The 21,062-nt window shown below is 67.5% G+C and carries 19 protein-coding genes; 15 read left to right on the top strand and 4 right to left on the bottom strand.

Annotation, left to right across the window (positions count from 1 at the left end; genetic code table 11):
- The first annotated feature begins 202 nt into the window (after window positions 1-202).
- From OG456_RS32055 to OG456_RS32100, 10 genes are all read left to right on the top strand, one after another.
- Complete coding sequence (locus OG456_RS32055) at window positions 203-1,027, top strand: SDR family NAD(P)-dependent oxidoreductase (RefSeq protein ID WP_266567111.1); 825 nt, start codon at window positions 203-205, stop codon at window positions 1,025-1,027.
- Between the two features lie 79 nt (window positions 1,028-1,106).
- Window positions 1,107-2,558 (top strand): aldehyde dehydrogenase family protein, encoded by a 1,452-nt coding sequence (locus OG456_RS32060; protein ID WP_266567113.1) that lies wholly within the window; start codon window positions 1,107-1,109, stop codon window positions 2,556-2,558.
- Window positions 2,559-2,632: 74 nt separating this feature from the next.
- On the top strand, window positions 2,633-3,427 hold the full coding sequence (locus tag OG456_RS32065) for an HpcH/HpaI aldolase/citrate lyase family protein (RefSeq protein WP_266567115.1): 795 nt from the start codon (window positions 2,633-2,635) through the stop codon (window positions 3,425-3,427).
- A gap of 38 nt (window positions 3,428-3,465) precedes the next feature.
- Window positions 3,466-4,452: a ketopantoate reductase family protein gene (locus OG456_RS32070; RefSeq protein WP_266567117.1), complete on the top strand. Its 987-nt coding sequence runs from the start codon at window positions 3,466-3,468 to the stop codon at window positions 4,450-4,452.
- A gap of 400 nt (window positions 4,453-4,852) precedes the next feature.
- Window positions 4,853-6,277 carry an MFS transporter gene (locus tag OG456_RS32075; protein ID WP_266567119.1) on the top strand — a complete coding sequence of 475 codons (1,425 nt, stop codon included), beginning with the start codon at window positions 4,853-4,855 and terminating at the stop codon, window positions 6,275-6,277.
- Between the two features lie 18 nt (window positions 6,278-6,295).
- Window positions 6,296-7,324 carry a zinc-binding dehydrogenase gene (locus OG456_RS32080; RefSeq protein WP_266567121.1) on the top strand — a complete coding sequence of 343 codons (1,029 nt, stop codon included), beginning with the start codon at window positions 6,296-6,298 and terminating at the stop codon, window positions 7,322-7,324.
- Between the two features lie 55 nt (window positions 7,325-7,379).
- On the top strand, window positions 7,380-8,879 hold the full coding sequence (locus tag OG456_RS32085) for an aldehyde dehydrogenase (protein WP_266567123.1): 1,500 nt from the start codon (window positions 7,380-7,382) through the stop codon (window positions 8,877-8,879).
- A 25-nt stretch (window positions 8,880-8,904) separates the two neighbouring features.
- The gene (locus OG456_RS32090; protein WP_266567125.1) at window positions 8,905-9,777 is read left to right on the top strand and encodes a LysR family transcriptional regulator; all 873 of its coding nucleotides are present in this window, start codon (window positions 8,905-8,907) and stop codon (window positions 9,775-9,777) included.
- 61 nt (window positions 9,778-9,838) lie between these two features.
- On the top strand, window positions 9,839-10,633 hold the full coding sequence (locus tag OG456_RS32095; protein WP_266567131.1) for an MBL fold metallo-hydrolase: 795 nt from the start codon (window positions 9,839-9,841) through the stop codon (window positions 10,631-10,633).
- A 175-nt stretch (window positions 10,634-10,808) separates the two neighbouring features.
- Window positions 10,809-11,687 (top strand): hypothetical protein, encoded by an 879-nt coding sequence (locus tag OG456_RS32100; protein WP_266567133.1) that lies wholly within the window; start codon window positions 10,809-10,811, stop codon window positions 11,685-11,687.
- A 15-nt stretch (window positions 11,688-11,702) separates the two neighbouring features.
- Here OG456_RS32100 and OG456_RS32105 read toward each other — a convergent pair whose 3' ends face one another.
- The 4 genes from OG456_RS32105 to OG456_RS32120 form a co-directional block, all read right to left on the bottom strand.
- Window positions 11,703-12,185, bottom strand: a complete 483-nt coding sequence (locus tag OG456_RS32105) for a hypothetical protein (RefSeq protein ID WP_266567135.1) — start codon at window positions 12,183-12,185, stop codon at window positions 11,703-11,705.
- Window positions 12,186-12,211: 26 nt separating this feature from the next.
- Window positions 12,212-12,739 carry a cupin domain-containing protein gene (locus tag OG456_RS32110; protein ID WP_266567137.1) on the bottom strand — a complete coding sequence of 176 codons (528 nt, stop codon included), beginning with the start codon at window positions 12,737-12,739 and terminating at the stop codon, window positions 12,212-12,214.
- A 73-nt stretch (window positions 12,740-12,812) separates the two neighbouring features.
- Window positions 12,813-13,580 (bottom strand): glucose 1-dehydrogenase, encoded by a 768-nt coding sequence (locus OG456_RS32115; RefSeq protein ID WP_266567139.1) that lies wholly within the window; start codon window positions 13,578-13,580, stop codon window positions 12,813-12,815.
- 49 nt (window positions 13,581-13,629) lie between these two features.
- Window positions 13,630-15,075: a sugar porter family MFS transporter gene (locus OG456_RS32120; RefSeq protein WP_266567141.1), complete on the bottom strand. Its 1,446-nt coding sequence runs from the start codon at window positions 15,073-15,075 to the stop codon at window positions 13,630-13,632.
- A gap of 308 nt (window positions 15,076-15,383) precedes the next feature.
- On the opposite strand from OG456_RS32120, the gene OG456_RS32125 reads away from it, so the two are divergent.
- From OG456_RS32125 to OG456_RS32145, 5 genes are all read left to right on the top strand, one after another.
- Complete coding sequence (locus OG456_RS32125; protein ID WP_266567143.1) at window positions 15,384-15,779, top strand: nuclear transport factor 2 family protein; 396 nt, start codon at window positions 15,384-15,386, stop codon at window positions 15,777-15,779.
- Window positions 15,780-15,947: 168 nt separating this feature from the next.
- Window positions 15,948-17,030, top strand: a complete 1,083-nt coding sequence (locus tag OG456_RS32130) for a tartrate dehydrogenase (RefSeq protein ID WP_266567145.1) — start codon at window positions 15,948-15,950, stop codon at window positions 17,028-17,030.
- A 44-nt stretch (window positions 17,031-17,074) separates the two neighbouring features.
- Window positions 17,075-18,481, top strand: a complete 1,407-nt coding sequence (locus OG456_RS32135) for an MFS transporter (RefSeq protein ID WP_266567147.1) — start codon at window positions 17,075-17,077, stop codon at window positions 18,479-18,481.
- Window positions 18,482-18,506: 25 nt separating this feature from the next.
- Complete coding sequence (locus OG456_RS32140; protein ID WP_266567149.1) at window positions 18,507-19,988, top strand: aldehyde dehydrogenase; 1,482 nt, start codon at window positions 18,507-18,509, stop codon at window positions 19,986-19,988.
- Between the two features lie 72 nt (window positions 19,989-20,060).
- Window positions 20,061-20,813: an SDR family NAD(P)-dependent oxidoreductase gene (locus OG456_RS32145; RefSeq protein ID WP_266567151.1), complete on the top strand. Its 753-nt coding sequence runs from the start codon at window positions 20,061-20,063 to the stop codon at window positions 20,811-20,813.
- The last annotated feature ends 249 nt before the right edge of the window (window positions 20,814-21,062 follow it).

Consider the following 21,062-nt stretch of genomic DNA (forward strand, 5'->3'; position numbering starts at 1 on the left):
GTGGAGCAGGGAGGGCCGCCGTTTCCATTGACGATATCCCACATGGCGGGATACTGTCCATGGGTCATCAGGGGTTACTACCCCGGTGCTCACGGGTGAGGCTCACGCGAATACGCGGCGCCACCCGCTTATCAGCCCTGCATTCGCAGCCACATTCCCCGCCGCATTCCGATCGCGAAGCGCGACGCCAGGAGGACTGACCATGACGACAACACCCTTGACCCACGCCCCACATGACTCCGGAGTGCCGGCGTCGGCGCGAGACTTCAGCGTGGCGGAGCGGGTGGTGATCGTGACCGGCGCCGCCCAGGGCATCGGCCGGGAGCTGGCGCGCCAGTTCGCCGCGGCCGGAGCCTTCGCCGTGGTGGCCGACCTCGACCTCGGCAAGGCGGAGACCGTCGTCAAGGAGATTCACGAGGCCGGCGGGACCGGCCTGGCCGTCCAGGTCGACGTGGCCGACGAGTCATCGGTGACAGCCATGGTCGACACCGTCATCGACCGGTGGGGCCGGATCGACGTACTGATTAACAACGCGTCGGTCTTCGCGACCATCGAGAAGGGCCCGTTCGACGAGATCCCCCTCGCGCAGTGGGAGCAGGTGCTGAAGGTCAACGTCACCGGAACCTACCTGTGCGTGCGGGCGGTGGCTGCACACATGCGCACGGCCGGCTTCGGCCGCATCGTCAACGTCTCGTCCGACGCGGTGACTCGAGGCACCGTCAACTACCTGCACTACGTCACGTCCAAGTCGGCGATCATCGGCATGACCAACTCGCTGGCGCGTGAACTGGGCAGCCACGGGGTCACCGTCAACTGCGTGCGCCCGGGCTCCGTCGCCACGGAAGTCGAGCGCACCGTGAACCCCACCGTCGAGGTCCGCCAACGCGCGGCGTCACTGCAGTGCATCCCGCGCGGGATGGTGCCCACCGACCTCGTCGGCGTCATGTTCTTCCTGGCCACACCGGCCTCCGCGTTCATCACCGGACAGACGATCGCCTGCGACGGCGGCTATACCCACAGCAGCTGACCTGAGCAGTTCAAAGCGCCATCAGGCGCCCGCCAGACACCATCAGACAAGTAACACGCAGGTTGAGGAGGCCTCGCTCATGAGGCAGTACCCGCACCTCTACATCGACGGTCAGTGGACCGAACCGATCGAGCCGCGCGAAGTGGAGCTCATCGACCCCACCCGTGAAGAGGCCTTCGCCCGGGTGGCTCTGGGCAGTGCTCCTGACGCGGAGCGCGCGGTCGCCGCAGCCCGCCGCGCGTTCGACAGCTTCTCGACCACGTCGGTGGACGAGCGGATCGCGTTGATCGACCGCGTCATCGACGTATACGAGTCGCACATCGATGAGTTCTCCGAGCTGATCGCCCGCGAGGTCGGCATCCCTGTCGCCAATCGCGCCCAGGTCACGGGCCCGGCTCAGCACATGCGGGTGGCCCGCGACCTCTTGCGTGACTACCCCTTCGAATCGCGGATCGGTGGCGCCATCGTCCGCCGAGAGCCGATCGGCGTGTGCGCGCTGATCTCACCGTGGAACTGGCCGGTCCAGACCGGCGTCATCAAGCTGATCTACGCGCTGGCCGCCGGATGCACGGTCGTGGCCAAGCCCAGCATCAACTCCGCAGCCAGCGGCGCGCTTTTGGCCCAGGTCTTGCACGAGGCGGGCGTACCCGCGGGCGTCTTCAACCTGGTCAACGGCAGGGGCCGCGACGTGGGCGACACCTTCTCCCGTCACCCGGACGTCGACATGGTCTCCTTCACCGGATCCACCGGGGCCGGCCGACAGGTCGGGGCCGCCGCCGCGGACACCGTGAAGCGCCTCTGCCTCGAACTCGGCGGCAAGTCCGCCAACATCGTGCTGCCCGACGCCGACCTGGAACACGCCGCGCGCTGGAACATCCAGCGCTGCTTCTTCAACGCCGGCCAGTCCTGCCACGCCCCCAGCCGCATGCTGGTGCACGAGAGCCAGGTGGAACAGGTCGTGCCCTTCCTGGTCGACGAGGCCCGCCGCTTCCGCCTGGGAGACCCGCTGGAGAGCTCGACGACCATGGGGCCGGTCGTCAGCGCCGGTCAGTTCAAGTCGATCAGGGGCCACATCCAGAGCGGTCTCGACGAGGGCGCCCGACTCATCACCGGCGGCCTGGAGCGCCCTGACGGCCTGGACCGGGGCTACTTCGTGCAGCCCACGGTGTTCACCGGAGTCACCCCGGACATGATGATCGCCCGAGAAGAGGTCTTCGGCCCCGTCCTGGCCGTCCTGCCGTACGGCACCGAGGCCGAGGCCCTGAGCATCGCCAACGACTCGGTCTACGGGCTCGGCGGCTTCGTCTTCGGCGGCGACCGTACGCGCGCCCGCCGGGTGGCGAACGGCCTGCGCGCCGGACGCATCAGCTACAACGGCGCGGCCACGGACTCGTACACGCCCATGGGCGGATACAAGCAGTCCGGCATCGGCCGCTCGATGGGTCGGTTCGGGCTTGAGGAGTACCTCGAGGTCAAGTCCGTGTACGGGTTCGAGGACGAGGCGCAGGAGCTGCCGCCTCTCTTCGGCTGAGACACCCCCGCCGCGTTTTCAGCTGATCCCTCAAGTCGGCTGAGACACCTCCAGTCAGTCAGGAACTTCCGAACATGAACAGCGAACCCACCCCTCTGCTGCGTAATCCCGCCAAGGAGAAGCTGTCGCGGGGCGAGACGGTGTATTCGATGACCGCGCGACTTGTGCGCACGGTCGACATCGCCGCGATCGCCCACTCCGCGGACTTCGACTCCATCTACATCGACATGGAGCACAGCCCCTTCCCCCTGGACGCCGCGAGCCAGATCTGCATGGCCTGCAACCATCTTGGTGTCACCCCGCTCGTCCGCGTCCCCGGCCTGGATCCGTCCTTCATCGGCCGGGTCATGGACTCCGGCGCCATGGGCATCATCGTGCCCGGCGTCAATTCCGCCGACGAGGTGCGCGCAGCGGTCCGAGCCGTCAAGCACGCACCTCTGGGGGAGCGCTCCCTGGCGGGTTCACCGCCCCAACTGCACTTCCGGTCCTACCCCGCCGACCAGACCATCCGCGCACTCGACGAGACCTCCATGGTGGTGGCGCAGATCGAGACCCGTGCCGGTCTGGACGCGGTGGAGGCGATCGCCGCGGTGGAGGGCGTGGACGTGCTCCTCGTGGGTGCGAACGACCTCAGCCTCGAGCTGGGCATCCCGGGGCAGATGGACCACCCCGAGCTGCACAAGGCGTACCTGCGCATCATCGAGGCCTGCCGCGTGTACGGAAAGACCGCGGGCGTCGGCGGTCTCGGCGGGCGTCCGGACCTGATCCGCCAGTACCTGGACCTCGGTGCCGGCTATGTCTCCACCGGCAATGACATCTCTTTCCTCAGCTCTGCCGCGGCCCAAAAGCGCCAGCAGTTCGACGACTGACCGGCCGACCCATCACGTAGCAGAGAGCGGGAGCACACATGAAGATCTGCGTATACGGCGCGGGAGCCGTGGGCGGTCACATCGCCGGACGACTCGGTGCAGCCCAGGCGGACGTCTCGGTCATCGCCCGTGGTCAGCACCTGACGGCCATCCAACAGCACGGACTGCGGGTGGAAACCCGTGAAGGCGAGCTGGTCTCGCACCCGGTGGCCACCGACCGTCCCGCCGACCTGGAACCGCAGGACATCGTCATCGTCGCGGTCAAGGCGCCGACCCTTCCGGCCATCGCCGAGCACATCGGTTCGCTGCTCAAGAAGGACGGCCTGGCGCTGTTCGTCCTGAACGGCGTCCCCTGGTGGTACTTCCACGCGCACGGCGGGTCGTTGGACGGCACCAGGCTTCAGCGCCTCGACCCCGAGCGGGCACTGTGGGACCACGTCGGCCCCGAGCGAGCCGTGGGCGCGGTTGCCTACACGGCGGGCAGCGTGATGGCACCGGGAGTGATCCGGGCCGAGAACCCGCGTAATCGCCTGCTCATCGGACGTCCCGACGGCAGCCCCGACGCGAGGCTCGATGAGCTCGCGTCGCTCCTTAACCCCGGCGGTCTGGAAGTCACGGTCACACCCGATATCCGCGACGCGATCTGGGTCAAGCTGACGATGAACCTGATCGGAGGCTCGCTGGCCGTCCTCAGCGCCTCACCGATGAAGGACGTTCTCGACAAGCCCGCGGTCGCCGGTACCGCCAAGGCGATGGCGACCGAGGCTGCCGCCATCGCCCGCGCCCTGGGTTGCGACCCGGGAGACCCGGAGGAGGGCCTGGCCAAGCTGGCGAAGTCCGGCCACCTCCAGAGCATCGCGCAGGACCTGCTGGCCGGTCGTCCCATGGAGATCGACGCCATGTTCCGGGCCCCTCTGGACCTGGCCGGACGTCTGCAGGTCCCGACCCCCAACCTCGACCTGGTGATCGACCTGGCCACCCAGCGCGCCCGCGCCGCGGGCCAGTATCAGGACACCAGTAGCTGACAGATCCGACCTCGTACGAGCGTCGCCCCGAGCGCCCCGTAACCGGATGGCAACCCTCTCGAACCATTGACGAAGTCCCACAATGCTGGATACCGTCAATTTGTCACCGCGAGGAGTTATGCGCCGCCGCCGCTGAGCCGCTGACACATTTGTTGATGTGTCACAGCGGAACCGGCAGGTCAGCCCGGTTGAAACGGCCCACTGGGGCGAAGAGGCGTCGCCCCACCCACACACCGTCGTGTTCGCGTTGTTGTGCACCGAGCACCGAGCCAAAGGCAAGACGCATGATCGGACAATGTCGATCGAACCCATGCGGGCATAGCAACACCCTCCTGTTCGCCCACCCTGCCGGTTCCTGTGATGTCACCACCCGCCCGGTACGGCCCGGAGGTGTCGGCTGATGGATACACACATCAACGCCGGCCGCCGACTCGACAGTCTCCCGATAGGGAAGTTCCACCGGCGCCTGGCACTGCTGGTCGGCCTTGGCTTGTTCTGCGACTCCTTCGACAACACACTCTCGGCCGGTGTGTTGGCGTCGATGCTGGACTCCGGCTTCTCGACGCTGGGCCTCAACTCCGTCTTCCTGTCGGTCACGTTCGCCGGCCTCGCGATCGGGGCCGCCTTCGCGGGCTGGCTCGGCGACCGGATCGGACGCGCCTTCGCCTTCCAGTTCAGCCTGGCGCTCTTCGGGATCCTCGCGCTGTGCGCGGCGATGGCGCCCTCCATGGAGGTGCTCATCGTCCTGCGAGGCCTGATGAGCGTCGGACTCGGAGCCGAGTACGTCATCTGCTACGGCATGATCACCGAGTTCATACCGGCCGGCCGTCGAGGGCGCTACCTGGGCCTGCTCGGCGTCTTCGGCGGAGTCGGTGTCTCGATGTCGTCGATCCTCGGATGGGTGGTCATTCCCGCGCTGACCTGGCGCGGCATGTTCGTCATCGGAGGCCTGTTCGCACTGGGCGCCTGGTGGCTGCGCCGAGGGCTGCCGGAGTCCCCGCAATGGCTGGAGTCGCGCGGCCGGCACGAGGAAGCCGAAGCCGTGATCCGGCGGATCGAAAAGGAGTCCGGCATCCCGAGCCGGCAGACCGACCCGACTCCGTTCACGCACAACGCAGTTGACGCGGTGGAGGAGAAGGCCGAGTGGGTGCCGATCACGGTGCTGTTCTCACGGCCTGTCATCCGGCGCACCTTGATGGCTCTGATCCTCACCGTCACCTGCCTCTTCGGCTCCTACGTCGTCACCGGCTGGATGCCCACGTTCTTCGTGGAGCAGGGGATGACCGTGTCGAAGTCCCTGGGATTCAACGCGGCCATCATGTCCGGCTACGTGGCGGGCCCGCTGGTGTGCATGTTCATCGTGGATCGCCTCGGTCGGCGCACCAGCATCATGCTGTTCGGAGTGCTCTCGGCGGTCTTCGCCGGCCTCTATCCGTTCATGACGGCTCCTGCGCTGGTCATCGCCGTCGGCTTCGTCCTGGTTGCCACGGTGGCGTCGTTCCTGACACTGGGCCTCGGCACGACCCCGGAGTTCTTCCCGACCGCCTTCCGTTTCCGCGGCGGCGGCTTCTCCCAGACCGTCGGCCGCATCGGTCTGATCTTCTCCCCCTTCGTTGTCCTGTGGTTGTTCAACAGCTCCGGAGTCCTCGGGGTGATCCTGGCCGTCTGTGGCATGTACGTCGTCGTGACCGTGCTCAACGGCGTTGCCGGTGTGGACACGTCCCGTGACGCGCTGGAGCAGATCGCCCCCGGCGGTGATGACACCGATGATGTGTCGCCGGCCGTCACTCCCGCGGCGCCCCAGACCACGCCGCCCACCTCCTGACCATCAAGGAACGTAGACATGCAAGCAGTTGTTTTCCTGGGCGAGGGCAAGCTCGACCTCCGTGAGGTTCCCGACCCGGTGCCGGGGCCGGACGAAGTCGTCCTTCGCATCAAGGCGTCCGGCATGTGCGGCAGCGACCTCCACCACCTCCACGGCCCGCACCGCACCGGAGCGGAGCTGGTGATCGAGGGCCACGAGCCGTGCGGAGTCGTCGAGACGGTCGGCGACGCCGTACGCCCGAGCGAGGCCAAGGTGGGTGACCGGGTCATGGTCCACCACTACGACGGGTGCCGCACCTGCCGCTACTGCCGCTCCGGCTGGACGCAGTACTGTCCGAACGCGCGCACGGTGTACGGCGGTCTCGACGGTGACGGTGGCCACGCGGACTTCATGAAGGTCCCGGCGCACACGCTCATCCGCCTGCCCGACGAGCTGTCGTTCAAGACCGGCGCGGCCATCTCGTGCGGCACCGGGACGGCCTTCGGAGCCATCAAGCGGGTCGGCCTGTCGGCGGACGAGACCGTGGCTGTCTTCGGACAGGGGCCGGTGGGCCTGAGTGTCACGATGCTGGCCAAGGCCTTCGGTGCCCGGGTCATCGCCGTCGACGTCGAGCCCTCGCGCCTGGAGATGGCGAAGAAGTTCGGCGCCGACCATGTCATCGACGCGACGCAGCAGGACTCCGTGGCCGCTGTCCGCGCACTGACCCGCGACGGCGCGGGCGCGGACAAGTCCATCGAGTGCAGCGCCAATTCCGCCGTGCGGCGTCAGTCGGTCCAGGCGCTGCGTCAGTGGGGCACCGCCTGCATGGTGGGTGTCTTCGGCACCATCGAGCTGGACAGCCAGGAACTCATCCAGCTGCAGAAGACGGTCGTGGGCTCGCTGACCTTCAGCAAGAACCTCCAGGAGGAGTGCGCCCAGTTCGTGGCCGAGCGAGGCCTGGACGTGGAGTCGTTGTTCACCGACGAGTTCCGCCTCGACGAGGCGGAGCGGGCCTACGAGTTGTTCGACCGACGCGAGATCGGCAAGGGCGTCTTCGTCTTCGACTGACATCGGACGTCGAAGTCCCACGACGCGGCATCGAAGGCCAGGCGAGAGGTAAGCAGTGAGCACATTCCAGCAGAACGTCGCACCGAGCGAGCAGGCACGGGCCTTCCTGTCCCGCGCCGCGCACCAGCACTTCATCGACGGTGAAAGTGTCCCGGCCGGGTCCGGACAGACACTGGCGACCATCAACCCCTCGACGGGTGAGGAGCTGGCGCGGCTCGCAGCCGGCGACCAGGCGGACGTCGATCGCGCGGTTCAGGCGGCACGCCGCGCGTTCAACGGCCAGTGGAGCACCTGGACTCCCTACGGGCGCCAGGCGCTCCTGACCCGGATCGGGCAGATCCTCGACGAACGGTTCGAGGAACTGATCCAGATCGAGGCCCTGGACATGGGTGCACCGGTCTCGCGGCTGCGGGGCAGCAAGTCGGCCCTGCTGAAGATGGTGTCGTTCTTCGCCTCCCAGGCGGCCAACATCAGCGGCGAGACGCTGATGAACGGCATCCCCGGCGACGTCACCACGATGACGTTGAAGGCGCCCGTCGGAGTCGTCGGCGGCATCATCCCCTGGAACGGCCCCCTCAACGGCCAGTTCTGGATCATCGGTGCCGTCCTGGCCAGCGGATGCACCGCAGTGCTGAAGCCCTCCGAGGAAGCCTCCCTGTCGGTGCTGCGGGTGGCGGAGATCCTGCACGAAGCCGGTGTCCCGGCAGGAGTCATCAACATCGTCACCGGCCTCGGCAAGGAAGCCGGCCACGCTCTTGCGGCCCACCCCGACGTCGACCGCATCGCCTTCACCGGGTCTACCCAGACCGGCCGCAGCATCATCGAGGCGTCCACCACGAACATCAAGAAGCTGCAGCTCGAACTCGGCGGCAAGTCGGCGGACATCGTGTGTGCGGACGCCGACCTGGACAGGGCGGTACCGGGCGCTGCCATGGGTGTGTTCGCCAACTCCGGCCAGATCTGCTTCGCCGGCACACGCGTTCTCGTCCAGCGTTCCATCGTCGACGAGTTCACCGAACGACTGCTGGCGTTCACCGACACCCTGAGCATCGGCTCCAGCCTGGACGACACCGCCACCCTGGGCCCGCTGGTCTCCCAGGCGCAGCTGGACAAGGTGCTGTCCTACATCGATGTCGGCCGCGCGGATGGAGCCCAACTGCTCCACGGGGGTGAGCGGTTGGCAGGCGAGCTGAAGAACGGCTACTTCGTGCAGCCGACCGTCTTCGGCGGTGTCACCAACGACATGCGCATCGCCCGCGAAGAGATCTTCGGCCCCGTCCTGTCGATCCTTCCGTTCGACGACGTGGACGAGGCCATCGCCATCGCCAACGACAGCGAGTACGGCCTCGGGGGAGCGGTGTGGTCGCAGAGCCTGTCCACCGCCCTCAGCGCGGTCCACGGCGTACACACCGGCACGATGTGGGTGAACTGCTACGGCCACATCGACCCACTCGTCGGATTCGGCGGCACGAAGATGAGCGGCTACGGCTCCAAGGGGAGCGCCGCACACATGGACAACTACCTCTACACCAAGAGTGTCTACATCGAGCTGTAACGGCTGCCTCGGACAGGAACGGCTCATGGACGCACGGCAACTCGAATACTTCCTGGCCGTGGTCGACCACGGCAGCTTCAATCGCGCGGCGGCCTCCCTGCATCTGGCGCAGCCGTCGCTCTCCCAGGCGATCCGCAACCTGGAACGTGAACTGGACACTCTGCTGTTCCATCGCATTGGCCGACGCATCGAACTGACAGAGTCCGGGCGGGCGATGATCGCGCCCGCCCGGCAGGTTCTGCGGGACATGGAGACCGCACGGGCCACGGTGGAATCGGTGAAGGGGCTGCGCACCGGACGGCTGGAGATCGCGAGCATGCCCTCGCCCGCGGTCCAGCCGCTGTCCGCGATGATCGGCGCCTATCAGCGTCACCATCCCGCCATGCAGGTCGACGTCCGCGCCGTACCCACCGCCGATGCGGTGGTGGAGCACGTACGTACGGGAGCGGTGGAGATCGGCCTTGCGGGCACGGCCACGGAGTTGCACTCGCCGGACGTGGAGGTGCATGCCGTCGCCCGACAGCGGTTCGTCGTGCTGGCCCCGCCCGACGGCCCGCTGCCACCGGGCCGGGCGGTGGCCCTGGAGGATCTGGCCGGTCTGACGGCGATCGTCGCGCCGCGGGGCACCAGGGCCCGTCAACTCTTCGACGAACTGCAAGAACGTGGTGTGCCCGTGCGCTACGGGGTGGAGGCCGGGCACCGTGAGGCGATCCTGTCGCTGGTGCTCCAGGGCACCGGGGTCGCCGTATTGACCGAGGCGTGGGCGGACCTGGCACGCAAGGCGGGCGCGCTCGTCCTGGACCTGGAGCCGCCGGAGTACCTGCATGTCTCTCTGGTGTGCAGGAGCGCACCGCTCACCCCGGGGGCCCAGTCGTTCCTGGACTGCGTACTGAAGTAGATCTCCCGACGGAACGGACCGTCACCACCCTCCGAGCACATCGACAAGCGGGAGCAGTGAGATGAAGGTCGGAAACCTCGAGATCGTGCCGATCGTCGACGGCACTTCCCACGAACCCATAGAGAACGCGGTGTCGCACCCGGACGGCAAGATCTGGGACTGCGTGGACCACCCCACCGATGAGAACGGGCGCATCCGTCTGGACATCGGCTCCTTCCTCGTCCGGATCAAGAACCGGACCGTCCTGATCGACGCGGGTGGCGGTGTGTTCGCGGACGAGGGAACACGGACCGGTGCGCTTGTCGACAACCTCCGTCGTGCCGGAGTTGATCCGACGGACGTCACGGATGTCTGCTTCACTCACATGCACTGGGACCACGTCGGCTGGTCGACAACCGACGGTGACATCACTTTCCCGAACGCGACGTACCGGATGCACGAGAGCGACTGGGCCTACTTCATGACCGGCCCGACCGCTGTGCCGAAGATCCGCGACCTGCTCATGCCGATCGAGTCACGAGTCGAGCCCATCGATGCCGAGGCCGAGCTGCTTCCCGGCCTGATCGCGCGTCCCGCACCTGGTCACACACCCGGCACGACCATCTACGTGATCCACGACCAGGGCGAGCGAGCCCTTCTGCTCGGGGACACTCTCCACACCGTGGGTGAGCTGACCGAGCCCGAGTGGATGGGCATGTGGGACGTCGACCCTGTTGCGGCCGGCATCATGCGCCAGCGCATCGCCGATGAGCTGGCTGACTCCGGCGACCCCTTTGCGCCGGCCCACTTCCCGGAGCTGGCCTTCGGCCGGCTGGTCACCCTCGACGGGCTCCGCAAATTCTCCTGGGCGTCGTAGTTTTCGTTGCCCGTCTGAACAGCAACTCGCCTCTGGGCAAGGGCCGGTAGGGTAGTGCTCTTCGGGCTGCTCGGCTCCGGAGTCCCAGAGGCGACTGCCCATGAATCTCCGCCCCCTGACGGCTGGTTCCGATGACGCGATACACGCTGTGTGGCGGCTTCCCGCCGCTGATGCGATGCGCGGCCACCGAGCCCTTTGGTGGACCATCGGCCCCGCCGGTGAGCTTGCTGTCCTACTGGTCCACCGGCGATATCTGAACCGCTCCCGCTACATGAAGGGGTGGATCGGGTGGAGGCCGGAGATCCCGTTCACGGGGGAGCTGGTCACTGTCGCGGGACAGGAGGAGCGGCGCATCCTGGTGAAGGACATTCGGATGTGGCCCAGCCACTTGGCCCTGCTCCCGGATCGCCGTTTCCTGCTGGTGAAGGGGCGTACGTCCCGCAGCGAGCCCGAGGGGGCCTGGGCCTCCAACGCGGTGGTGTTCTCGCCGTCCGGAACGCCTGAGGCCGAGTTCTGTGTCGGTGACGACATTCCGGCCCTGGTCACCGACGCCCACGGAGGTATCTGGACGGCTTACGGGGATGAGGGCATCTACGGCGGTCACCCCGAGTCGGGAGCGGGCCTCGCAGGATGGGACACCCAGGGCCGGGCCTCGTGGGCTCCTCAGGGCAGACTGCCCGACCATCCACTGGAGGGCTGCACCGCCGCGACCGAGAACGAACACGTGTGGCTCGTCTGGTACTCCGGCAACGGCAAAGGCGGCACCTTCCTGACGCGGATCACTCCGTCCACTGGCGATGTCGCCAGCTACCGCAGCCCCGTTCCCGACCCCGACGGGCTCGCGATCCGCGGCAACAGGGCAGTTCTTACCAGCCGTCACCACAACAAGCGGTCCGTCGACCTCATACGTGCCGAACTCGACGGCACCACCTGGACCGTCACCAGCCGCCGTCGGCTACGTGTGCCCGGCCGAGTCGTCATGAAGTGCGGGCAAGGCCGCGACGGTTCCCTTTGGCTCCGCACGGGTGACACCTGGCTGCGCATCGAAGCGTGAAGAACGTCAGCGCTCCTACCCGCTCTTGGTGAGGGGGAAGGAGGTGTACACGAACGTTGCCGGCCGGGGGCGCAGGTTTCGGAGGTCATGCATGCTGTCCCGCAATACGACCGAGTCTCCGACGCCGAGCGTCACTTCACCGTCTTCCAGCACGACGACCAGTTCACCGCTGAGCATCGTGATCACATGTAGAGAGGGGTCTGTGTGCAGGTCTGGTTCTGCGGGCCCGTCGGCATTCGCGGCCGGCACTGTGAGGATCCGAACCACGGCTCCTTCGGCCGGTGCGGCCGGCCCCAACGTCCAGTCGGGATCCGGCCGATCGTCCGGCCCGGCGGGGATGTCCCGCTGCTGCCACACCTCCTGGAGCAGGATCCCGTTGGAGAGCCGGGTGCGGGGCACGGCTCGCTCGTCGGTGACGACCGTGGAGGCGCCCGTGCTGTTGACACCCACGATCACGCGACGAGCAGAGGCGGGCATGTCGAGGTCCTCGCGTTGCATGGCGCCTTCCCTTTCTGGTCGCGCGGTCAGCGGATCACGCTGATGTGGACGGCCGAGACCACGACGGGCTCGTCGGTCCGATTCCGCCAGGCGTGCTTGGTGCCGCGCTGAACGATGGTGTCTCCCTGCCGCATGGTCGTCTCTCCTGCGTCGAGCAGCACGCACGCCTCCCCGGAAATGACGGTGACGATGTCGATGGTGTCCGTGGTGTGCATGCCGGGTGCATCCGTCGGATCCACCGCGTCGGCGGCGCCCGACTCTGCCAGGATGCGCGCGTAGCCCCCTGCGTAGTCCCATTCATTGTCAGGGGCGAAGGCTGTGATGACGTAGTTGTAGCCGGCGGGTGGCGGCGGGATGACCGCGGCGTCGCCAGGGCCGTTCGGAGCCATCACCGGTGTGGGCACCTGGGTCGCCTGCCACAGGTGGTTCCGGGTGTAGCCATCCGCGACAAGGCGGTCGGTCGTCGGACCGTCGCTGACGAAGGTCGATCTGCCGTCGTCATCAAGTCCGGTGACGATCAGACGCGACTGAAATTCACGGTGCTCTCCAGCCATGCTGGTGTCCCTTTCCATGTGGTGATGTGTTCGTCCGTGGGATGTATGCGTTGGTGGGATGTGCGGTGGGGTGTCAGATGCCGACTGTCTGGCCACCATCGATGACCATCGCGTGGCCGGTCGCGAACCCGCCGAGGTCGGACGAGAGCCAGAGCACGGCGGAAGCGATCTCCTCGGGGCTGCCCATCCTGCCGACGGGCTCCTGGCCGATCACTCGGGCGCGGCCCTCGGGGGTGCCGCCGGAAAACCTGTTCATCATGGGCGTTTCGATGATGCCCGGGCAGATCGCGTTGACCCTGACGCCCTGCGCGGCGTAGTCCAGTGCCGCCGACTTCGTCAGGCCGATCAGCCCGTGCTTGGCGGCGACGTACGCGGCCTGGCCTCGGATCCCGGCCACGCCGGCGCCGGACGAGGTGTTGACGATGGAGCCGCCGCCGTTCTCGAGCATGGCGGGGATCTCGTACTTCATGCACAAAAACGCGCTGCGCAGGTCGATGTCGAGCAGCCGCGACCACTCTTCCTCCGCGATGTCGACGAGAGGCGCCGGGGGCTGCTCGATCCCGGCGTTGTTGAACGCGATGTCGAGACGGCCGAATTCGCGGACCGTCTGCTCGACAGCAGCACGGATCTCGCTGGAAGACGTGACGTCGCACTTGACGGTGAGCACCCGGCCGCTGTGCTCGGCGGCGAGTCGGGCGGTCTCTTCGTTGCCGGCCGAGTCGATGTCGGCCACGACCACATCAGCACCCTCGGCGGCGAAGGCCCTCGCCGTGGCACGGCCGATGCCGCTACCGGCGCCGGTCACGAAGGCGACCTTGCCGGCAAACCTCTGTGCAGTCATTCTCGGTCTCGCTTTCTGTCGTGAACCAGGGGTGTGGAAGGTGTCGAGGTCAGACCAGGGGGCGTTCGGTGGCCATGCCGCTGTAGCGGTCCCGCAGTTCACCTTCGAGCTCTTCCAAGGTGCGTCCCTTCGTCTCCGGGACGCAGCGATACGCGAACAGCGTCGCCAGCACGTTGAGCACCATGAATCCGGAGAACACCGCCGCCGAGCCGTACCGCTCGGCGAGGATCGGGAACAGGAAGGAGATGAGGGAGTTGGCGACCCACAGACCGCCGAGCGAAGCGCCCATGGCGAACCCGCGGATCGGCAACGGGAACAGCTCCGATAGCACGAGGAAGCCCGTGGTGGCCAGGAAGGTCAGCATGAATGCCGTGACCAGCAGCATGAAGAGCAGGATCAGGTACGAGCGCAGGCTCGAGTCCGGCAGCAGATAGGTGATGAGGAGCCCCAGATGGGAGGCGGCCACACCGCCGAATCCGAGCAGCATCATCCTGCGGCGCCCCATCACACCGAGAACCCACATGCCCACCACCGTGAAGACGATCATCGAGATTCCGACGGTGACGGAGGCAAGCAGCGATGCGGACCGGGTGAGGCCGGAACTCTGCAGCACGGTCGGCGCGTAGTACATGACCACGTTGATGCCAGTGGTCTGTTGGGCCATTGCCAAGACGATGCCGACCAGGATCAACCGCTTCATCCACGGTTCACGGCGAAGGGCGGCGAGGACGGAGGCCTTGCCCTTGGCCGCGTCCGCTGTGACGACCGCTGTGATCTGCTCGTACTCGGCCTCGACCCGGTCGGCGAGGTGTGCCCGCTGCAGCGTGTGGTGCGCCTTCGACCACATCTGCTTGCTCGCGTACCAGCGAGGTGTGTCCGGCAGCGGCGACATGCCGAGGAGAAGTGCGACGGCCGGAATGAGAGCGACGCCCACCATGTAGCGCCACACGACAGGGTCGTTGATCAGATTGGCGAGTACCGCGTTGGCGACGAATGCCAGGAACAGGCCGATCGTCAGCATGAGTTGGTTCATCGTGACGATGCGGCCTCGCTGTGAAGCCGGCGCCATCTCGGCGAGATACAGCGGTACGACGACGGAGGCGACACCGACGGCGTAGCCGAGCGCGATGCGGGCCACGATCAGGATGGCGACGCTGGGAGCCAGAGCGCATGCGATCGTGCTGACGACGAAGATCACGCTGGCGATCACCAGCGACTTCTTCCGTCCCACCCGGTCGGCGACGGGTCCGCCCAGAAGCGCGCCTGCCGTCGCGCCGGGGAAGAGCAGCGAAGTGACCACCAGCCCCTCGGTGACCGCGGTCAGCTGAAAGTCCTCGCGGAGATACACGAGTGCGCCCGAGATCACCCCGGTGTCGAACCCGAAGAGAAGGCCGCCCAGGCTGGCGATCGCCGTCAGCCGGAACAAGAAGGTCCTCGGGTCCTCACGACCGCTTGGGCGGGGCAGGACGCGCGTGGACGGTGGATTGTCAGACATGCAGTCTCCCTGGAGGTCGTCCCGTAACCGCAGGTGATGGCTGGTGTGTGTGCCGACGGGTGGGCGCCGCAGCGCGTGGTGCCGCAGTCGGCGTTACGAGGGGGCGTCGAGCACGCGGTGCCCGAGCGTCGCTGAAATCCGCACCATCTGGTGTTTCGCGCCGGCGGCTCTAGTGTGACGGCGCACACACTTCTCGGATGCGTCCTGGACAATATCCTGCAATGTGAGATTCAGTCAATGAAACCCGGGTGGCCTTGTTGAATCACCGGCAGCCCGGCCACGTTCCCGAGGCAAGGGTCTGAATCACCATGCACGCAAGCACCGAGACACTCAGGCTGCTCACCGAGTACTACGCCGTGATGGAGGCGAACCGCCCCCATGAGTTCGGCTCGTACTACGCGGAGGACATGACGCTCACGTTCGGGAACAGCCCCGAGGTCAAGGGGCGAGAAAACGTCGTCTCGGCCTTCCGTGACGCCCTTGACGATGTCGCATCGCTCGGACACGACCTCGTGAACGTGTGGGAGGAAGAGGGCGGGGTGGTCTTCTTCGAGTCCATCGGCCGTTGGACACTCCACAGCGGGGTCGTGATCGAGATCAAGGCGGCCTCCAAGATCACCATCGTTGACGGCAAGTTCGTCGACCAGCGCATTTACGTGGACAACGCTCCCGTATCCGAGGCGCTTGAGCGAGAGCGCGCTTAGCTGTCCCACCTGCTGCCCCCGAGGGCCATCGCATCCATCGATAGGCGCTGCCTCCAAGCCGGGAAGCGAACCGGTCTTGGACACACTCGCGACGTCAGCCGTTCAATCACCTGTAACACGACCTGGCTGAAACGCCGGGCTACTGGTTCGACTGGACGGAGCCATCTCGTGACCACTCTCCGCACCTTCCGCATCGCGGCGATTCCCGCGGACGGCATCGGCAAGGAGGTCGTGGCCGCCGGACGCCAGGTGCTCGATGCGCTCGCCGCGGACAGCGCCGGAGCGTTTGCCTTCGACTGGCAGGAGTTCGACTGGGGCTGCGAGTACTACGCCCGTACGGGCAAGATGATGGCCGACGACGGACTCGACCAGCTCAAGGACTTCGACGCCATCTACTTCGGAGCGGTCGGCTGGCCCACCGTTCCCGACGACGTCAGCCTGTGGGGCCTGCGCCTGAAGATCTGCCAGAACTTCGACCAGTGGGCCAACGTCCGGCCGGTGCACTTCCTGCCCGGCGTGGTCAGCCCGCTGCGCAAGGCCGACGACACCGAACTCGACTGGGTCGTCGTCCGCGAGAACAGCGAGGGCGAGTACGCGGGTCTCGGCGGCCGCAACCTCTCCGGGCGCGGCCCAGGCGGCGAAGTGGCCGTGCAGTCCTCGCTGTTCACCGAGGTGGGCTGTGAGCGCATCATCCGCTTCGCCTTCGACCTGGCCCGCACCCGCAGCCGCCGCAAGGTCTCCTCGGTCACCAAGTCCAATGCCCAGCAGTACGGGATGGTGCTGTGGGACGACGTGTTCAAGCGGGTGGCCGCCGAGTACCCGGACGTGGAGACGGAGAGCGTGCTGGTCGACGCCATGTCGGCGAAGTTCGTGCTCAAGCCCGAGGACCTGTCCGTCGTCGTCGCCTCGAACCTCAACGCCGACATCCTCTCCGACCTCGGCAGCGCGCTCGCCGGCAGCCTCGGTCTCGCGGCCAGTGCCAACCTCAACCCCGAGCGGCGCTTCCCGAGCATGTTCGAGCCGGTGCACGGCTCGGCCCCCGACATCGCGGGGCAGGGCCTTGCCAACCCGATCGGCGCGGTGGGCAGCGCGGCGCTGATGCTGGAGCACTTCGGCCTGCCCGACCAGGCGGCTTGCCTGAACAAGGCGATCGAGACCGTCACGGGCGCTGGAACCCTCACCCGCGACGTCGGCGGCACGGCCTCCACCGACGAAGTCACCAAAAACCTGATCGACGCCCTCAACCCCTAAACCGCCCCCAACTCCCGGCACGGGACCCCGACTAGGAGCAGCCGATGACGTCCGCCTCCGCACCACCAGAGCCGCACAGCACCACCGTCGGCAAGAAGCCCCTGAAGTCGATGGAAGTCCGCACGGTCGCCAGCGGCACCCTCGGTTCCGCCCTGGAGTACTTCGATTTCGCCACCTACGGGATCCTGTCCGCGACGGTCTTCCCGCAGCTGTTCTTCCACCAGCTGGGGTCGACCGGCGGCCTGCTCGCCTCGTTCGCCACCTTCGGAGTGGGAGTCGCGGCACGACCGCTCGGAGCGGTTCTCTTCGGGCACCTCGGTGACCGGATCGGCCGCAAGCCGATCCTATTCGTCACCCTCGCGCTGATGGGCGCCTCGTCCATCCTGATCGGTTTCCTGCCGACAGGCAGGGGAGTCGGCATCGCCGTCCTTCTCGTCGCGCTCCGCTTCGTGCAGGGGGTGTCGCTCGGGGGCGAGGCGACCGGCGGCCAGATCCTGTCGGTGGAGAGCTGCGACAGAAGCCGCCGCGGCCTCATGGGCAGTTTCGTCGTGATCGGGTCTCCGCTGAGCCAGGTGCTGGGCAACGTCGTCATCGCCGCCCTGAGCGCGTCACTGACCGAGGAACAGTTCCTGGCCTGGGGCTGGCGCGTCCCGTTCATCGGGAGCATCGTGATCGTCGCGACCGCGGTGTTCATCCGTCTCAAGCTGGAGGAGACGCCGGCCTTCGCGGACAATAAGGACGCCGAGATCGCGACGCCCGCCGAGGGCAGTTCCCGCGGCGCCGGCATCCGCGTGCTCAAGACGCATCCACGCCAGGTGATCGGACTGATGCTCGCCTGGGCAGGTACGACGCTGAGCTTCTATCTGATCGCGGTGTACGGGCTCAGCTATCTGCCCTCCGCGACCGGCATGTCCGCCCAGACGGCGACGGTCATCATGGTGGTCGCGAATGGCCTCTCCGCCGGCTTCGCGATCGCCGGAGGGTACGTATGTGACCGCATCGGGCGGCGCCGCGTCTGGCACATCGGCCTCGGCGGATGCTTCGTCGGCATCGTTCTTTTCTTCACCGCCGCGACCCCCAACCCGGTCGTCACCGGAGCCATCGTCGCCCTCGTGATGTGCTCCATCCAGTTCCTCAGCGGCGCTCAACCCGCACTGTTCGCCGAGCAGTTCCCCACGCAGGTCCGATTCACCGGCATGGCGCTCGCCTACACCGGAGCCAACGTGTTGTTCGCGGCCCCGGCACCGTTCGTCGCCGCCGGCCTGACGGCCCTCGGCGGCAGCAAGCTCGTCATGGCCGTGAACCTTCTCGTGCTGGTGGTGTCCGCCGTCGCCGTCTCGACGTGCCGCGAGGGCGGACACCGCGACCTGGGTTCGGACACGGAAGCTGTGCGACCGTCCGGCCGGCGCGAGACCTCACCCGCAATGACCGCCAGCAACACCCCGCAGTAGTGAACCGCCAGTAAGGACACGCAACATGAAGCAGTACCTGCACTACATCGACGGCGCCTGGGTGCAGCCGGACAGCGGCGCCTGGATCGACTCGACGGACCCCTACCGCGGCGAGACCTGGGCCCGCATCGCCCGCGGCAACGCAACCGACGCGGAGCGCGCGGTCACCGCGGCCCACCGCGCCATGACGCAGGGGCCGTGGTCCACCGTGACCGCCTCCGAACGAGGCAGGGTGCTGCGCCGTATCGGAGACGCCATCACCGAGCACGCCCAGACCCTGATCGAGACCGAGGTGCGCGACAACGGCAAGTTGCTCGCGGAGGTCACCGGCCAGATGAAGGCCGTGGCCGACTGCTGGTACTACTACGCGGGTCTCGCCGACAAGATCGAAGGCTCTTCGATCCCGCTGGAGAAGGCCGACTCGGTCGCCTTCACACGCCGTGAACCGGTCGGTGTCGTCGCCGCGCTCACCGCGTGGAACTCCCCGCTGTGGTTCGCCACCGTGAAGGCCGCGCCGGCCATGGCCGCCGGCTGCGCCGTCGTCGTCAAGCCTTCGGAGTACGCCTCCGCCAGCACACTGGAACTCGCCGGCCTGCTCGCCGAAGCGGGCGTGCCCGACGGGGTGTTCAACGTCGTCACCGGCCTGGGCCCGGACGTGGGCGCGCCCCTCGTGGAGCACCCCGACGTAGCCAAGATCGCCTTCACGGGCTCCGACACCACCGGCGCGAAGCTCTACGAGACGGCCGCGCGCAACGTCAAGCGGGTCTCCCTGGAGCTGGGCGGCAAGTCCCCGAACATCGTCTTCGAGGACGCCGACCTCGACCTGGCCGCGGTCGGTGTCGTCTCGGGGATCTTCGGCGCAGGCGGCCAGATGTGTGCCGCGGGCTCCCGCCTCCTGGTCCACTCCTCCATCAAGGAGGAGTTCCTCGCCAAGATCGTCGACGTGGCCAAGGGCATCCGGCTCGGCGATCCCATGGACCCGGCCACGAACGTGGGCCCGATCTCCACCCCCGCCCAGTACGAGAAGGTCCTCCACTACATCGACGTGGCCGAGCAGGACGGCGCCCGCCGCATCCTCGGCGGCAGTCCCGCGACCGGACCCGGCCTGACCGGGGGCCAGTTCGTCGAGCCCACGATCTTCACCGATGTCACCAACGACATGCGGATTGCCCAGGAAGAGGTCTTCGGGCCGATCCTCTCCGTCCTCGACTTCGACGACGAGGAAGAAGCGGTCCGCATCGCCAACGACATCCCGTACGGACTGGTCGCCGGGGTATGGACGCGCGGCATCGGCCGGGCCATGCGCATGTCCAAGGCGCTCAAGGCGGGCAGCGTGTGGGTCAACACCTATCGGACGTACAGCTACATGGTGCCCTTCGGCGGCATGAAGCGCTCCGGGCTCGGGCGTGAACACGGCATCGAGGCCGTGGACGCGTACCTGGAGACCAAGAGCATCGTCCTGTCCACGAACGACGACGCCCCGGCCAACGCGTTCGTCATGCGCTGACCTCACCGCCGTGCCCCTGCCCACGACCGGCAGGCCGCCCCCTCTCACACATCTACTGGATGGAGCAGAAGCATGAGCAGCGCACCGATACCGGACGATGCCCCGCGCGGCCGACTGCGCGGACGCCGCATCGCGGTGACCGGCGCGGCATCCGGCATCGGCCGGGCCACCGCCCTCCTCTTCGCGCAAGAAGGCGCCTCCCTCGCCCTCCTGGACCGGGACCCGGACGGCCTGAAGGAGACCGCCCAGGAGACCGTTGGGTCCGCCTTCGAGGTGGACATCACCGCGGAGGACGAGGTGGCGGCCGCCGCCGAGCGCGCGGCCGTGGAGCTGGGCGGTATCGACGGCGTGGTGAACGCCGCCGGCATCATGTTCCGCGGCCTGGCCGCCGACGTACCGGCGGCCGACTGGCGCCGCGTCCTGGAGGTGAACCTGACCGGCACGTACCTCGTGACCCGCAGTTTCCTTCCCTGGCTGACCCGCGAGACCGCTGCCAGCGTCGTGAACATCGCCTCGGGGCAGGGCCTGCTGCCCAACTCCCCGGGCTACACGGCGTACGCCGCGTCCAAGGGCGGGATCGTGGCCCTGACCAAGGCGCTGGCGGCCGAACTGGCCCCGCGGATCCGGGTGAACTGCATCGCCCCGGGCATGGTGGACACGGCCATGGCCGACGGCCACCGGGACGCCGCCGCGTCCACCTACGCGCTGCAGCGCATCGCCGACCCGACCGAGATCGCGGCCTCTCTCCTCTTCCTCACGAGCACCGATGCCTCCTACGTCACCGGCTCGGTGCTGGGCGTCGACGGAGGCCGCGCGTTCCACTGAGAACCTGGCCTGCCGCCGCTCGGCGGCGGCAGGCTCCGCCGCCGTACACACCCGACGGCAAGGCGACAACCAGATGCCGCGTCACGGACACATCTACGTGTGACGTCATTGGGGCCCCGAAGTCGGCGTACGACTCCGCCCCGCCGCAGCACACCCTCACCCCACCCAGGACCGCGGCACCCAGATGGGCCGGCCTGTTGTCCTGCCTTGTGGCCCAAGTTCGCTTTCCCACACCCAAGTTGAGGAGTA

The organism is Streptomyces sp. NBC_01446, assembly GCF_026340095.1.
In the GTDB taxonomy this organism is placed as follows: Bacteria; Actinomycetota; Actinomycetes; order Streptomycetales; family Streptomycetaceae; genus Streptomyces; species Streptomyces aureus.